Source organism: Kitasatospora sp. NPDC056783, from assembly GCF_042789895.1.
In the GTDB taxonomy this organism is placed as follows: Bacteria; Actinomycetota; Actinomycetes; order Streptomycetales; family Streptomycetaceae; genus Kitasatospora.
This window is the reverse complement of record NZ_JBHUAF010000219.1, coordinates 1-14,069: the sequence shown is the minus strand read 5'-3', so window position 1 is coordinate 14,069 and position 14,069 is coordinate 1. Positions and strand designations below refer to the sequence as shown.

Sequence of the window (14,069 nt, the reverse complement as noted above, 5' to 3'; positions counted from 1 at the left end):
GGGTACCTGGAGATACCCGCCTACAGCAGCAGCCCGTACGCCGAGGTCTGGTACGGGAAGGAGCTCACGGCCGTCGGGCGGTCAGCCGGTTGAGCGGTTCCACGAGGTCGCGGCACCCGAGGACGGCTCCCGTGCGGGTACCTGTCCGTCCGCTGTCCTGCCCGCCAGCACGGCCGTGAGCTCGGCCGCCGAGGGCGGGTTGGCGCCCGGGCGCGCGACGGTCAGCGCGGCTGCCGTCACCGCGCGGGTGAGGCAGTCGGGGAGGCCGGCGCCGGACGCGTCGGCGTCGAGGAAGGCGGCCATGAAGGAGTCCCCGGCGCCGACGGTGTCCGCCACCCGTACCGGGACGGCCGCGGCCTCGGCGTGCCCGCCCTCGGCGGTGCGGGCGAACGCGCCCTCGGCGCCGAGGGTGACCGCCACCACCGAGGGGCCGAGGGCCAGCCAGCGCTCGGCGACCGCCTCGGGCCGCTCCCCCGGATAGAGCCAGGCCAGGTCCTCGTCGCTGGCCTTGACCAGGTCGCTCAGCGCCACGCAGCGCTCGACCCGGCGGACGGCCTCGGCCCGGTCGCCCATCAGGGCGGGCCGCACGTTCGGGTCGTAGCTGATCCGGGCCCGCCCGCGCCGGCGCTCCACCAGCGCCAGGACCGATGCCGCGCCCGGCTCGGTGACGGCGGCGATCGAGCCGAGGTGGATCGCCGCCGGCGGCTCGGCGGGCTCGATCACCTCGCCAGGCTCCGTCGGCGGAAGCGTCCAGCCGATGTCGAAGGTGTAGTGGGCCTGCCCCCGCCCGTCCAGTTCCACCACGGCCGAGGGCGTCCGGGCGACCTCGGCGGCCCGGACCCGCACGCCCGCCGACTCCAGGTGCCGCCGGATCAGCCGGCCGTTGGCGTCCGGCCCGAGCTCGGTGAGCAGCACGGCCGGGCGGCCCAGCCGGGCCAGGCCGTAGGCGACGTTCGCCGGGCTGCCCCCGGGATGCACCCGGTCCGGGCCTCCGTCCGTCCGGACGATGTCGGCGACGCACTCGCCGACCACCAGGACGGGGGAGGCTGGGCTGGTCACGGCGGCTCCTGGCATCCGGTTCGCGGGCGTGGTCTCGGCCGCCAGCCTACGGGGTGCGTGCGGCGGCCGTGCGGTGCCAGGGCATGAAAGTACGGCCGCCGGACCTGGCCAGGAGTTCCGACGGCCGTGGCTCGTCCGTCAGGGGACGAAGCACTCCTGACGTTAGTCCGGGCCCGGGGGCCCCGCCATCACCGTGAGCCGTCCGGGGGACGACGGTATGTCGCCGGATCGCGCGGACCGGACGTGGGGCAGCAGTGGCGGGCGGGCCCCCGGTGCCCCAGGACTCCGGGAGGCCCTGGCGGCGCGGCTGGGGCTGCTGGTGCACGCCCGGCGCACCGCCGTGCGCCCGATCGGCCCGCGCACGCCCTGACCGGCCGGGGTGGGTGGGGCCATGGTGGTCCCCACGGCCCGCCCTCCGCCCGGCACGGTCCCGGTCGGCTCGCGGGCCGCCCAACGTTCCCGCGCGGTCGCCGTCGTGAGCCGGCGCCGACTGCACCCGGGGGAATTGTCAGTGCCGGGTGCTAGCGTCCCCAGCACGATCGGACGAATGAACGGGGGTCTTCTGATGGGTGTCGAATCGCGGCTCAGCGGTGGGCTCATAACCGGCGGTCGGCCGCTCCGGTCCCGGGTCCGGCGTCGGTGGTGGCGGTAGGGGCTCGGCGCGGCGGGCCGTAACCCTTCCGGCGCAGCCTCGTTGGACCGGCCATGAAGAAGCGCAGCATGCTTGCCGTCGCCTCGCTCGCCGTCGGCGTCGTGGCCTCCCTCACCGCGCCGAGTGCGCACGCCAGTGCCGTGGGCGGGCAGGAGGGCCTGCCCGGGCCGCTGAGCAGCGCTCCGGACATGGTGACCGGGCAGGTCGGTGACGCGGGTGGCGTCGTCGGACAGGCCACGGGCTATGTGACGGGGTCGGCCGACGGTCTGGTGGCGGTCACTCCGGCGTAGTCCCCGCCGATGGCTCAGGACATCGGGGCTCCGAGGTCCTGGGTCCAGTAGGGGGTGCCGGCCGAGCTGGTGGCGAAGCCGACGCCGATGTCCTTGAATCCGCAGTCGAGCATGTTGGACTGGTGGATCCCGCCGTCCATCCAGCGGGCGAAGACGGCGGCCGGGGTGGTCGGACCCCGGTCGAGGTTCTCGCCCCACTGGGACCAGCGGTAGCCGGCGGCAGTGATCCGGGCATCGGTGCGGATGCCGTCCGGGTTGACGTGGTCGAAGAAGTCGCGGGTGGCCATGTCGTCCGCGTGCTTCTGGGCCGAGCCGCGCAGCCTGGGGTCGATCCGCAGTGGGGCGCAGCCGGCCTTGGCGCGTTCGGCGTTGACCAGGTCCACCAGCTGGCGCTCGGGGTTGGGCTGCGGTGCCGTGGTGGCGGTGCGGGTCGTGCTCGGCGTCGGTGTGGGCGTCGGGGACGCGCTCGGGGTCTGGGACTGCGTCAAGGTCGGCGTCACCATGGGCGTGGGTATGACGGCGGTGGACGCGGGGGCGACGGTCGGGGTGCCCGGGGCGGCGACCGGGGCGGCGGGCTCCGGTGCGGTCGCCCGCTGGGGCTCGCCGCTCTGCGGCCAGACCAGGGCGAGGGTGGTCACGGCGACTGCCGCCGCCGCTCCGCTCGCCAGCACCGCCTTGCGGGTCGCGGTGCCGGCCCAGCCTCCGTACCCTCCCCCACCCGGGTTCGCGCCGGTGCCGGTGTGGACTCCGGCCCCCGGGCCGCCGCCGGTGACACCTCCGTGGGCGGAGCCCACTCCGGTGGCGGCCGTCGAAGGGGCACCCGTCGAGGAGGCGGCAGCAGCCGCGGTGTGCTGGAAGTGGAGCAGCACGGGCGAGTCGAGCGGGATCGGCACCAGGGCGAGGCCTGCCAGCAGCCCCTCGGCCGGGAAGAGGTCGCGGCCGAGGCTGCCGCAGTCCGCGCAGTCCCGGATGTGCCGGGCGATGCGCTTGCGCCAGACCGAGTTCGGGGTGCCGTCGAATCCCGTGGTGAGCTCGGCCAGCCCGGGGCAGCGGGGGTAGGCGCAGAGCGCTCGGACGACGACGCGGCCCGCTTCGAGCTGCTTCTTCATCCGCTGCACCCGAACGGCGGTGTGCTGCGGACTCAGGCCGAGGGCCTCGGCGAGTTCGGCGCGGGTGAGTTCACCGACGGCCTCCAGCCACCAGAGGGAGAGCAGCTCGCGGTCGTCGGGGTCCAGCCAGCGGGTGGCCTCGGCCACCTCGCGGCGCTGGCCGGACAGGCCGAGGCGCAGGATGGTGAGGTCGGTGAAGTCGGCCCGCGGGTCGGCGACCTCCCAGGTCTCGTCCAGACCGCCGACGGTCGGCTGCTGCTGGCCGGCGGCGTGGCGGCGGCGCACCTGGTTCATGGTGATGGCGACCAGCCAGGACCGGAAGGACTCGGGGTCGCGGAGCGTTTCCAAGCCGTCCAGGGCGCGGATCATGGTCTCCTGCGCGATGTCGTCCACGTCGGCGTGGCCGCCGAGGGCGCGGCCGGCCACGTTGTAGACGAGCGGCAGCCAGGCGGCGACCAGCGCCTCCCGCGCCTGCCGGTCACCTGCCTGCGCCGCGAGCACCAGGGTGGTCCCGGTCCTGTTCTGCACATCAGCGTTCATGGTCCGCACTCCGTGTTGCCGTGTTTCCGTCCGCCGCCGCCTCCTCGGAGACCTGTGGGGAGTGATCAGATAACAACAATGTGCACGGAATCGGAAAATCGGACCTGGCCGGTCGGTCCGGGGCACCGTCAGACCGCCCCGGAGCCGGTCACTCCGGGGCGGCGAACACCTGGGTCCACCACGGACCGTTGGCGCCCGTCCGCACCCCCACGCCGAGTTGGTTGAACGAGCAGTTCAGGATGTTGGCCCGGTGGCCGGGGCTGTTCATCCAGGCGTCCATCACGGCGGCCGGGTCCTTCTGGCCTCGGGCGATGTTCTCTCCCCAGGTGCTCCAGCTGTATCCGGCCGCCTCGATCCGGTGGTCGGCGTGCTCGCCCTCGGGGCTGGCGTGGTCGAAGTAGTTGCGGTTGGCCATGTCGTCGCTGTGGGACTGGGCCGCGCTCGCCAACCGGGGCTCGGCGCCGACCGGTCCGCAGCCGGCCTTGGCACGCTGGACGTTGACCAGGTCGACGACCTGCTGGGCGTAGCCCGGCGCCGCTCCTCCGCCCGCCGGCGGGCCACCGCCGGGGCGCCTGGCCGCCACCGGGGCGGCGGAGGCGGGGCGGCTGGAGGCCGGAGCCGCCTTCACCACGGGAGCCGTGGCGGTGGGGGCCGTGGCCGTGGGGGCGCCGGTCGGACCGGCGGGGGCGGAAGCCGTCGGGGAGGCCGCAGCGGTGGTGGCCGAGGCGGCCGGGGTGGCAGCCGAGGCGCTCGGGGCCGCGGTCGTCGGGCTCACCGGCAACGGCAGGTCCGGGTTCGTTCCCCCCGTACCGGGGACCTGGATGCCCCCGTGCGTGCCCAGTTCCGCGGAGATCAGCGCGTCGGCGGACAGCGACTGGCCGGCCGTGTCGCGGTCGGCCTCCTTTCCGCCGTACGCCGCGTAGCCCGCGCCGGCCAGCGCGGCGAACAGCCCGGTGCCGGCCACCGCGGCGACGACCGCGGCGACCGGCACGATCCCGCCGCGCCGCCGCGCCCGCCGGCCCTGGCCGGAGTGCCGGTCGGCAGCCCGCCGCGCCGCCCGACCGCCGGGGCGGCCGCGGGTACCACTCCCGTGGCCGCCGCTCGCCGGGAGGATGGTCGTCCTGTCGTCGCTGTTCACGTGGCCACGCTTTCTGTTCCGGGTCGACTGGTCGGGTGTCGACACTTGGGAGACCTCCCGGCGGGGCGTCGATAACAGAAACTCCGGACGAATGTCCGGCGATCGCGTCGCGGGCTCAGCCGGCCGGGGCCTCCGGAGCCATGTCGTAGGTGATGAACCTGACCTGGGTGGCGACCTGGTCATACTTTCCGCGGGCCCGGTAATTGTCCTCAGAGGTGATCCAGCGCACGGTGTTCCACCCGCGTTCGGCCGCGATTTCCCGCAGGCGGCCCAACAGCACGTCCACCGCCCCGCCGCCCCGGACCTCCGGCATCACGAACAGATCGTCCAGGAAGCAGCCGACCGTCCCGTGCAGCGGCCGTGAGAACGGCCGGTAGTGGGCCAGCCCGACCGGCCGTCCGTCCTCGTCCCGAACCAGCAGCGCCGACACCTCGTGCGCCGCGTCGGTGATCCAGGACCACACCAGCTCGGCCTTCTCGTCCGGGCACGCCACCCGGTAGAACTCGCAGTACCCCCGGTAGAGTTCACGCCACACGGCGTAGTCGCCGGGCTCGGGAGCACTGACCTGCCAGGCGGTCTCGGTGGTCTCGCTCATCTCGGTCTCCATCACTCGGCGAACATTGCGAGCCCCAAGCATGACGCCCCGTCGGATCGCCACTGACCACCGCCCCGGCCAACACCACCCACCACGCACGCCACTCCGGCGCCTTGCCATCGCCATCCGAACGGACCAAGCCGGTCGGCGGGGTTGAGCGGTCCGGGTCAGGGCCGGGGCTCGGCCTGGTTGTCGGCGCGCGGGCGCCCGCGTTGGGGCGAGGTGGTCGTCGTCGGGGGGTGAGGTTGCGGGGTGTGCGCGCCCGGGCCGGTGGACCAGGGGTGCGGGGGTGGGACGGATACCGAGGAGGGTTGGAGGTGGTGGCGTGGCAGGGTTGTCGCGGCTGGCGGCGGCGTATGCGGCCGGGCGGCGCGGCGCGGGCTGGATCAAGGTGAAGCCCGGCACACCCTGGACCTGGTGGTGCCGGCCGCCGGGTGGGGCAGCGGGCGGCGGCACGGCCTCCTCAGCAACCTGCACCTGGGCGCCCGGGCGGCGGGCGAGCCGGGACCGGGCCCGCGGGTGATGCTCGGCAAGACCTTCAAGGGCCTGACCGACGAGACGCTCGCCCGGCAGACCGTCGAGCTGCCGGCCCGGCAGACCGGGCGGGACGCCCGGACGGTGCGGGTCCGGCCGGAACCGGTCGTCGAGATCGCGTTCGACGGGGTGCGACGCAGCCCCGCCATCCGGCCGGCCTGGCCCTGCGGTTCGCCCGGGTGGTGCGCTACCGGAGGGACAAGTCCGCGGCCGAGGCCGACACCGTCGCGACGGTGCGGGAGATCGCCGCCGCTGAGGGATCGTGAGCCCGGCCGTGGCGCGCGGCGCGATCCACCACGCGCCGCCCGCCCACCGGGGCGGGCCCGTCCAAACCTGCCCGGTCGTCCGACGACTCCGACGGGCACCGAATCGGCCAATCTCGACGACCCGGCCACGGCACCGTCTGTGGACGGAGCAACGGCGGTTAAGTTGGCCATGACAACGAGAGTCGGCCGCCGGGCAGCCGGCGGCGCACTGGCGAGAGGTGCCCGACCATGCGGGTGAGTGTCGACCGGGACCGCTGCTGCAGTTCCGGGATGTGCGTCACGAACGTTCCCGAGGTCTTCGACCAGGACGACCACGACAGCCTGGTGAGACTCCGTCAAACCTCCTTCCGTCCAGACCAGTTCGGCGATCTCAGGCTGGCCGCGCAGCTCTGCCCGGGCGGCGCGATCACCGTGGTCGAGGACGAGCCGGCCGAGGTCGACGGCTGACCGGCTGACCGGCTGACCGGCTGACCGGCTGACCGGCGACGAGCGCCCGGAGAGCCGCCGGCGCCGATCCGGCCCGGTCGCGCCCCCGTCCACCCCCGCACGGAAACCGACGAATCGCCACACCCCCACCCGCCAGAGCAGCACCGCGAAGCAAGGAGACCCCCGCCTTGACGAGCACACCCGCCGCCCACGCCGTCCCGCTCCCCGCCCGGCACTCCGCCGGGTGCCCGTTCGGACCGCCGCCCGCCTACACCGAGGCGGCCGCCACCGCCCCGCTGACCCGTGCCGACGTCCCCGGCGGCGAGCCCTGCTGGCTGGCCACCGGCTACGCCGAGGTCCGCACCGTCCTGTCCGACCGCCGGTTCAGCGCGGACCCGCGCCACCCGTCCTTCCCGGTGCTGATCGCCGGCAGCCGGGAGCGGATCGCCGAGAACCCGGCCTTCCTGCGGCTCGACGACCCCGAGCACGCCCGGCTGCGCCGGATGGTCACCGGGGACTTCCTGGTCAAGCGGGTCGAGGCGATGCGCCCCGACATCCAGCGGATCGTGGACGAGGCGCTGGACGCGATGACCGGCGGCCGCACCGAGGCCGACCTGGTCGCCGACTTCGCGCTGCCCGTCCCCTCCCTGGTGATCTGCCTGCTGCTCGGAGTCCCGTACGAGGACCGCGAGTTCTTCCAGGAGGGCAGCCGGACGCTGCTCGACAGCACCAACACGCTGGAACGGCTCCTCGACGCCCGGGATGAGCTGCTGGAGTACCTGCGGACGCTGGCGGCCCGCAAGCGGGAGCGGCCGGAGGACGACATCCTCAGCCGGCTCGCCGCCCGGGACGACCTGACCCCGCGCGAAGTCGCCAGCACCGGACTGCTGTTGCTGATCGCCGGGCACGAGACGACCGCGAACATGATCGCGCTCTCCACCGCCCTGCTGCTGGACCGGCCCGAGCAGATCGCCAGGCTGGCCGACCCGGCCGCGGTGCCCGGCGCGGTGGAGGAACTGCTGCGCCTGCTGACCATCGTCCACACCGGGGTGCCCCGGGTGGCACTGGAGGACGTGGAACTGGGCGGCACGACGGTCAGGGCCGGGGAGGGCGTGATCGCGATGCTCTCCACCGCCAACCGGGACGAGGAGGTGTTCGGCGGCGCCGACCGGCCGCCGGTCGACGAATTGGACCTGGACCGGGACGCCCGCCGCCACATGGCCTTCGGCTTCGGCGCGCACCAGTGCCTGGGCCAGCCGCTGGCCCGCGCCGAGCTCCAGATCGCGCTGGCCACGCTGTTCGGGCGGCTGCCCCGGTTGCGGCTGACCATCCCCCGCGACGAACTCGCCTTCCGTACCGAGTCGTTCATCTACGGCATGCGGTCGCTGCCGGTGACCTGGTGATGACCGTGTGAATCCGCGGGACCGTCCGAGGGCATTCCCCGGGTCACCCGGCTGGCCCCGGCGCCGGGGCGGAGGCAGGCTTGAAGGGCGAAAGACAGCACCGGCCCTGCCGCGCCTCCGGCCCGGGCGCACCCGGGCCGGCCGAGGAGACGGAGCCCGCGATGACCGATATGAGCGACCGGTCCAAGGTGAGCACCGAGGAGGACGAGGACGTCCGCGCCGCGGACCCCGAGGAGGGCATCACCTCGATGCAGAACCTGCACGCGCAGGACACCTCCCAGGCGGAGGGCGACACCATGCTGGACGAGCCAGGCCAGACCGGCTGACCGTCCGCGGAACCGACTCGACCGCCCGGTGGGACCGGGCGGTCGCCGTGACCGCAGGTGTCGCTGCTCCGGTGGCGGGCCACCCGCGGGGGAGGATAGGCGCATGACCGAACACGACCAAGGAAACCGCCAGGCCCGGCCGCCCGCGGACCCGCGCACGTCGTGGGCGACCTGGACCACTCAATCGATCATCAGCGGCCCCGGCGGGGTGAGCACCGCGGAGGTCGGGCCGATCTCCGGCGACCTCACCGTGCACACCACCTGGGTGGACGGCGAGGTGGAGCTGACCGTCCAGTACACCGGCGCGCTGGACTGGTACACCGTCTCCGGCAGCCCGTTGCCGGCACACGACGAGACCACCGCGCGGGCGATCCACCAGGCGATGGTCAACGGCGTCAAGGCCGGCCGGGGCGCGGCTGCCCCGGCGCCGCCGAAGCCCTAGCCGGACAGGGGCCTGGGAACCTCACGGAGCCGGCCGGTACGACGGCGGCGCGCCCGGGACCGGTCCTGGGCGCGCCGCCGTCGTACCTGCCGGCTGCCGCCGTCGTACCGGCCCGGTCAGGAAGCCGGGCCGCGGCCGTCCTCGGCCTGTACTGCCGGAACGCCCTGCGGTGGCGCGGCCACCTGCGGCGGCGGGGCGGCCGCGGTCCAGTAGGTCCGGTCCTCGGGGCGGCGCCGACGCAGGTCCTCCCGGACCTCGCCGGCCAGCCGGCGGGTGTCGCGGCGGTTCATGGTCGCGCCGATGCCGGCGCCGACGAGCAACGGGGTCACCGCCGGCAGGTGGCGCAGCGAGCTGCGGGTCAGCCGGTGGCCGACCTGCCGGCGCACCTCCGAGCCGAGCGCCAGTGCGGCGAAGCCCGCCGGGCGGACCAGCAGGCCCGCGTCGATCCCCCGGCGGTTGGCCCAGGCCCCGAGGTAGGCGCCGGCCCGCTGGGTGGCGGTGCCCTGCGCCGGGGTGCCGTAGACCTCGTGCAGTTCGGCGATCAGCTTGACCTCCAGGGCCGCCACCGCGAGCGTCTCCGCCGCGATCTCCACCGGCATCGCCGGTGGCACCGGCAGCATCGCCGCCGCGCCGACACCCGCACCGAGCGCGCCGGAGGCCCGGACGGCGCCGGCGACCAGTCGGTCGGCCAGTTCCTCCGGGAAGGCCGCGTCCGGGTGCTGCGCCCGCAGGGCGGCGAGGTCGCGCACCGGAATCCGCGGCGCGGCCTGCACCAGCTGTTCGGTCAGCGCCTTGCCGCCGTACGCGGCACCCTTGGCCGCTCCCCGGGCGGCGGCGCGTCCGCCGTGGCCGATCAGCCGGGCGGCGTGCAGCACCACGGCACGGCCGCGGCCGCGCTGCTTCGCGGTGTACTCGGCGACCGGGCCCCGGCCGATCGGCTGCTCGGCCTCCTCCACCAGTTCGGCGAGCCGCTCGGTGAGGTCGGGCTCGGCCGACGCGGACGCGGACGCGGACACATCGGACGCGGTCGGCTCGGGCGCGGTCGGCTCGAACCGCGCCGGACCGGGCTCGGCGGCCTGCCGGGAGCGTCCCGGCCTGCGGAAGACTGCCATGGGAATCCGGTACCCCTTTCGCGACGGCTTTCGCGACGACGCCACGGCCCGGGCCCGTTACCCGGCGACCTCCACCCCGCGCCAGAAGGCCACCCGATCGCGCACGTGCTCGGCCTCGGGCTTCGGGTCGGCGTAGAACCAGGCGGCGTCCGGGTTGGTCCGCCCCTCCACCTCCAGGGTGTAGTAGCCGGCGGTGCCCTTCCAGGGGCACACCGTGGTGGTCTCCGAGGGCCGCAGGTACTCGCTGCGCACCGCCTCGGCCGGGAAGTAGTGGTTGCCCTCGACGACGACGGTGTCGTCGCTCTCGGCGATGACGACGCCCTGCCAACTCGCTGTGGTCATAGGGCGATTGTGCCTGACGCGGGCGCGGTGCGCCCGGGGGTCGCGGGCGTCGGCCCGGCGGTCAGGGCAGCGGGTGCGCGTGCACCGGCACGTGCGGGCTCTGGTGCCCGCCGCTGGCGAGCATCCGGACCTCCCCGGCGTCGCTGATCTCGGCCCGGACGATCCCGGTCTCGTCCTCGTACACCGGGTGTCCGCCCGGGCCGGTGGTGTCGGTCCGGGTGACCTCCACGACGTCCTGCGGCGCCTGGGCGCCCGGGGTTCCGGGGAAGGTGAGGAGGTAGCGCTCGGCGGGGTTCATCACCTGCTCCTGCCTGTCCGACTGCGTGTCCGACTGCCTCTCCGACCGTCCGTCGGGCCGTCCGCCCGGCAGACCGACCGTTTGGACGGCGATCCGTCCGGCCGTCTATCCCACGGCTTCGGCCGGCTCGGCGGCCCCGGGGTGCGAGCCGCGGACCTCCAGTTCGGCGAGCAGCCGGGCGGTGGCCTCCGCGACGGCGTCCACCGCCCGGTCGAAGGCCTCCCGGTTGTGCGCCGCGGGGACGCGGAAGCCGGACACCTTCCGGACGTACTGGAGCGCGGCCGCGCGGAAGTCCTCCTCGTCGGCGTCGGGCGTCACGGGGGGTCGCAGCGTCTTGATGTTGCGGCACATGCCCCCAGTCTCGCGCGCGGGAGCCGCGTCGGCGACCCCCTCCCGGTCGGGCGCGCGTCACGAGGGCCTCACGCACACCTCACGGGGCCGTCATCCGACCGGATTAAGATGCTGGACGAACGAATTCATCCCGCCGCGCGCTCCCCCGGTCCGTCGGCATCACTCCGGAGTCACCCCCTTGCCTCTCGCGCTGCTCGCGCTGGCCGTCACCGCGTTCGCCATCGGAACCACCGAATTCGCCGCCATGGGGCTGCTCCCCCAGGTCGCCGACAGTCTCCACGTCTCCATTCCGCAGGCGGGCTGGCTGATCTCGGCGTACGCGCTCGGGGTGGTGATCGGTGCGCCGCTGCTCACCGCGCTGGCCGCCGGGCGGCCGCGCAAGGCGGTGCTGGTGGCGCTGGCCGGGCTGTTCGCGACCGGCAACCTGCTGTGCGCGCTGGCGCCGGACTTCTGGACGCTGGCCGCCGCCCGGCTGATCACCGGGCTGCCGCACGGCGCCTTCTTCGGGGCGGGCGCGGTGGCGGCGGCCGAACTGGTCGCACCGGACCGGCGGGCCCGCGCGGTGGCCGTGATGTTCTCCGGGCTGACCGTCGCCAACATCATCGGCGTCCCGGCCGCCACCCTGCTCGGCCAGCACCTGGGCTGGCGGGCGACGATGCTGGTGGTCGTGCTGATCGCCGCCGCCGGGACACTCGCCATCGCCCGGCTGGTGCCCGCGCTCCCCTCCCCCGCCCAGTCCGGGCTCCGGCACGAACTGAGCGCGTTCCGCAACGGGCAGCTCTGGCTGGCGCTGGCCACCGTGGTGTTCGGCTGCGGCGGCTTCTTCGCCTGCTACAGCTACATCGCGCCGCTGCTCACCGAGGTCTCCGGCTACGCCACCGGCTCGGTGACCCTGGTGCTGGCGCTGTTCGGGGTCGGCATGACGATCGGCAACGTACTGGGCGGGTTCGCCGCCGACCGGGCGCTGCGCCCCACCGTCTGCGCGGCCTTCGTGCTGCTCTCCGCGACCCTGGCGCTGTTCGCCGTGACCGCGCACGCCCGCTGGTCGGCGGCCGTCACGGTGGTGCTGATCGGGCTGTTCGGCTTCGCGATCGTGCCGGCCGTACAGACCCTGGTGCTCCAGAAGGCGCGCAACGCGCCGACCCTGGCCTCGGCGACGGTCCAGGGCGCGTTCAACCTGGCCAACGCCCAGGGCGCGTACTTCGGTGGGGCGGCGCTGGCCGCCGGGCTCGGCTGGACCTCGCCGACGTTGGTCGGTGCGGGCCTGGCCGCCTCCGGCGCGGTGGTCGCGGTGCTCGCCTGGGCGGCCGACCGACGCCGGCCCGCCCCGGTCGCGGTGGAACCGGCGGGGGCGGAGCCGGTGGCGACGGCGGTGACCACCGTTTAAGGTCCTGTCCGGTCGATCGCGGGCCCGGCAAGATCGGCCGGACAGGACCGAGACGCTGTCCGGCCTAGATCTCCCGGTGGGCCTCGGCGAGCAGCCGGTAGCCGGCGCCGTTGGCCTTGATGCCCGCCTTCTCGTCCTCGGTCAGCTCGCGGCGGACCTTGGCCGGGACGCCGGCGACCAGCGAGCCGGGCGGGACGGACATGCCCTGCGGCACCACCGCGCCGGCCGCGACCAGGGAGCCGGTGCCGATCCGGGCGCCGTTGAGCACGGTGGCGTTCATGCCCACCAGTACGTCGTCCTCGACCGTGCAGCCGTGCAGCACGGCGTTGTGGCCGACCGAGATCCGCTCGCCGACCACCAGCGGGAAGCCCGGGTCGGCGTGCAGGGTGCAGTTGTCCTGGATGTTGCTGCCCGCGCCGACGGTGATCGACTCGGCGTCGCCGCGCAGCACCGCGCCGTACCAGACGCTCGCGCCGGCCGCGACCCTCACGTCCCCGACCACGACCGCGTTCGGCGCCACGAAGGCGTCCGGGTCGACGGCGGGCGTCTTGCCCCCGACCGCGGCGATCAGCGGCTCTGCCATGGCTCGTCCTCCTGGTGACGGTGTGGGCGTCGTGCCGCCGGTCAGCGTAGGGGGTCGGCTACCGCGCCATGCGGGCGAGGTCGGGTGCGGACGCCGCGGAACCGGCGCCGCACAGGGCGGTCACGGTCACCTTGCGCCAGGCGGCGTCGGCGGTGTCCGGGTCCGGGGTGTCGTAGAACGTGGTGTTCGCGGCGAACTCGCGCTTGCCGTCCGGGGAGGCCAGCATCATCGTGCTGTAGCCGGGGATGCCGCCGGCGTGGCCCCAGAACGGGCCGCACGGGGTGTCCAGGCGCTGGAGGCCGAGGCCGTACGTCCGGCCTTCGCCGTGGGCGGTGGTCTCCTTCATCGCGGCGAGTTCGGCCGGGCGCAGCAGGCGGCCCCCGAGCAGGGCGTCGAGGAAGGCGGTCAGGTCGGTGGTGGTGGAGATGCCGCCGCCGGCGGAGCCGGCCATCGAAGGGTTGAGCACGGTGACGTCGACCGGCCCGGTGGCCGTCTTGACGTAGGCGTGGGCGTGCGGGCCCGGGATGAACGGGAGGTCGCCGGGCATCCGGGTGTTCGTGAGCCGGAGCGGGCGGATGATCCGGCGGGTGACCTCGTCGTTCCAGCTGTGGCCGGTGAGCTTCTCGATGATCATCCCGATCAGGATGTAGTTGGTGTTGGAGTACTGCCAGTCCTGGCCGGGGGCGAAGGCCGGCGGGTACTTCTCGGCGATGTCCACCAGGTCCCGCAGGCGGTAGGACGTGTAGCGGCCGCTGGTCAGCCACTGGTCGGAGAACTCGAAGGCCCGGTCCTGGGTGTAGTCGGCGACGCCGCTGGTGTGGTTGAGCAGTTGCCGGACGGTGATCGCGTCGCTGTTCGGGACGATGCCCGGCAGCAGGGACTCCAGGCGGTCGTCGAGGTTCAGTCGGCGCTCGCCGACGAGCTGGAGCAGGGTGGTGGAGACGAAGGTCTTGGTGGCGCTGCCGATCCGGAAGGCGCCGCGCGGGTCGGCGGGTTCGCCGGTGGCGAGGTCGGCGACGCCGGTGGCGTTGCTCCAGACCTCCCGGCCGTCCTCGCGGACGGCGCCGAGGGCGGAGGTCGAGTAGCCGGGGCCGGTCATCCCGGCGAGGGCCGCGTCGGCGGCCTGCCGGTCGGCCGACCGCGCCGGGGTACCGATGCCGGGTGCAGGGGTGGTGGGCGCGGCGGCGGCGGCCGGGGCGAGCGCGGCGAGCAGGCC

The 14,069-nt window shown here is 74.7% G+C and carries 17 protein-coding genes and 1 pseudogene; 8 read left to right on the top strand and 10 right to left on the bottom strand.

The window, feature by feature from the left end; genetic code table 11:
* Window positions 1–81: 81 nt before the first annotated feature.
* Entirely contained in the window at window positions 82–1,059 is a 978-nt protein-coding gene (locus ACFRMQ_RS26440; protein WP_380733137.1) for a carbohydrate kinase, read from the bottom strand.
* A gap of 217 nt (window positions 1,060–1,276) precedes the next feature.
* Here ACFRMQ_RS26440 and ACFRMQ_RS26435 point away from each other — a divergent pair, with 217 nt between their 5' ends.
* Both ACFRMQ_RS26435 and ACFRMQ_RS26430 read left to right on the top strand, forming a co-directional pair.
* Window positions 1,277–1,429: a hypothetical protein gene (locus ACFRMQ_RS26435; protein ID WP_380733135.1), complete on the top strand. Its 153-nt coding sequence runs from the start codon at window positions 1,277–1,279 to the stop codon at window positions 1,427–1,429.
* Window positions 1,430–1,764: 335 nt separating this feature from the next.
* Window positions 1,765–2,001 (top strand): hypothetical protein, encoded by a 237-nt coding sequence (locus tag ACFRMQ_RS26430; protein ID WP_380733134.1) that lies wholly within the window; start codon window positions 1,765–1,767, stop codon window positions 1,999–2,001.
* Between the two features lie 14 nt (window positions 2,002–2,015).
* On the opposite strand, the gene ACFRMQ_RS26425 is transcribed toward ACFRMQ_RS26430, so the two are convergent.
* The 3 genes from ACFRMQ_RS26425 to ACFRMQ_RS26415 form a co-directional block, all read right to left on the bottom strand.
* Window positions 2,016–3,650 (bottom strand): sigma-70 family RNA polymerase sigma factor, encoded by a 1,635-nt coding sequence (locus tag ACFRMQ_RS26425; RefSeq protein ID WP_380733133.1) that lies wholly within the window; start codon window positions 3,648–3,650, stop codon window positions 2,016–2,018.
* Window positions 3,651–3,798: 148 nt separating this feature from the next.
* Window positions 3,799–4,788, bottom strand: coding sequence for a CAP domain-containing protein (locus ACFRMQ_RS26420; RefSeq protein WP_380733132.1), 990 nt, complete (start codon window positions 4,786–4,788; stop codon window positions 3,799–3,801).
* Between the two features lie 115 nt (window positions 4,789–4,903).
* On the bottom strand, window positions 4,904–5,383 hold the full coding sequence (locus ACFRMQ_RS26415) for a GNAT family N-acetyltransferase (protein WP_380733131.1): 480 nt from the start codon (window positions 5,381–5,383) through the stop codon (window positions 4,904–4,906).
* Between the two features lie 343 nt (window positions 5,384–5,726).
* On the opposite strand from ACFRMQ_RS26415, the pseudogene ACFRMQ_RS26410 reads away from it, so the two are divergent.
* From ACFRMQ_RS26410 to ACFRMQ_RS26390, 5 genes and pseudogenes are all read left to right on the top strand, one after another.
* Window positions 5,727–6,183 (top strand): annotated as a pseudogene (locus ACFRMQ_RS26410) (ATP-dependent DNA ligase); the annotation flags it as partial.
* A 228-nt stretch (window positions 6,184–6,411) separates the two neighbouring features.
* Window positions 6,412–6,630 carry a ferredoxin gene (locus tag ACFRMQ_RS26405; RefSeq protein WP_380733129.1) on the top strand — a complete coding sequence of 73 codons (219 nt, stop codon included), beginning with the start codon at window positions 6,412–6,414 and terminating at the stop codon, window positions 6,628–6,630.
* 167 nt (window positions 6,631–6,797) lie between these two features.
* A complete protein-coding gene (locus tag ACFRMQ_RS26400; RefSeq protein WP_380733128.1) occupies window positions 6,798–8,012 on the top strand; it encodes a cytochrome P450 in 1,215 nt (404 codons plus the stop codon).
* Window positions 8,013–8,173: 161 nt separating this feature from the next.
* Window positions 8,174–8,338 carry a hypothetical protein gene (locus tag ACFRMQ_RS26395; protein WP_380733127.1) on the top strand — a complete coding sequence of 55 codons (165 nt, stop codon included), beginning with the start codon at window positions 8,174–8,176 and terminating at the stop codon, window positions 8,336–8,338.
* A gap of 103 nt (window positions 8,339–8,441) precedes the next feature.
* Window positions 8,442–8,780, top strand: a complete 339-nt coding sequence (locus ACFRMQ_RS26390) for a hypothetical protein (protein ID WP_380733126.1) — start codon at window positions 8,442–8,444, stop codon at window positions 8,778–8,780.
* A 116-nt stretch (window positions 8,781–8,896) separates the two neighbouring features.
* Here ACFRMQ_RS26390 and ACFRMQ_RS26385 read toward each other — a convergent pair whose 3' ends face one another.
* From ACFRMQ_RS26385 to ACFRMQ_RS26370, 4 genes are all read right to left on the bottom strand, one after another.
* Complete coding sequence (locus ACFRMQ_RS26385) at window positions 8,897–9,892, bottom strand: hypothetical protein (RefSeq protein ID WP_380733125.1); 996 nt, start codon at window positions 9,890–9,892, stop codon at window positions 8,897–8,899.
* A gap of 57 nt (window positions 9,893–9,949) precedes the next feature.
* The gene (locus ACFRMQ_RS26380) at window positions 9,950–10,234 is read right to left on the bottom strand and encodes a DUF427 domain-containing protein (protein WP_380733124.1); all 285 of its coding nucleotides are present in this window, start codon (window positions 10,232–10,234) and stop codon (window positions 9,950–9,952) included.
* Window positions 10,235–10,295: 61 nt separating this feature from the next.
* Complete coding sequence (locus ACFRMQ_RS26375; RefSeq protein ID WP_380733122.1) at window positions 10,296–10,532, bottom strand: DUF6296 family protein; 237 nt, start codon at window positions 10,530–10,532, stop codon at window positions 10,296–10,298.
* Between the two features lie 105 nt (window positions 10,533–10,637).
* On the bottom strand, window positions 10,638–10,883 hold the full coding sequence (locus ACFRMQ_RS26370) for a DUF2277 domain-containing protein (RefSeq protein ID WP_380733121.1): 246 nt from the start codon (window positions 10,881–10,883) through the stop codon (window positions 10,638–10,640).
* Between the two features lie 178 nt (window positions 10,884–11,061).
* On the opposite strand from ACFRMQ_RS26370, the gene ACFRMQ_RS26365 reads away from it, so the two are divergent.
* Window positions 11,062–12,270 carry an MFS transporter gene (locus tag ACFRMQ_RS26365; protein ID WP_380733120.1) on the top strand — a complete coding sequence of 403 codons (1,209 nt, stop codon included), beginning with the start codon at window positions 11,062–11,064 and terminating at the stop codon, window positions 12,268–12,270.
* Window positions 12,271–12,334: 64 nt separating this feature from the next.
* Here the strand turns inward: ACFRMQ_RS26365 and ACFRMQ_RS26360 are convergent, their stop codons facing one another.
* Together ACFRMQ_RS26360 and ACFRMQ_RS26355 are read right to left on the bottom strand one after the other, a co-directional pair.
* On the bottom strand, window positions 12,335–12,853 hold the full coding sequence (locus tag ACFRMQ_RS26360) for a gamma carbonic anhydrase family protein (RefSeq protein ID WP_380733119.1): 519 nt from the start codon (window positions 12,851–12,853) through the stop codon (window positions 12,335–12,337).
* A 58-nt stretch (window positions 12,854–12,911) separates the two neighbouring features.
* Window positions 12,912–14,069, bottom strand: a 1,158-nt coding sequence (locus tag ACFRMQ_RS26355; RefSeq protein WP_380733118.1) for a serine hydrolase domain-containing protein, incomplete at its 5' end; no start/stop codon positions are given.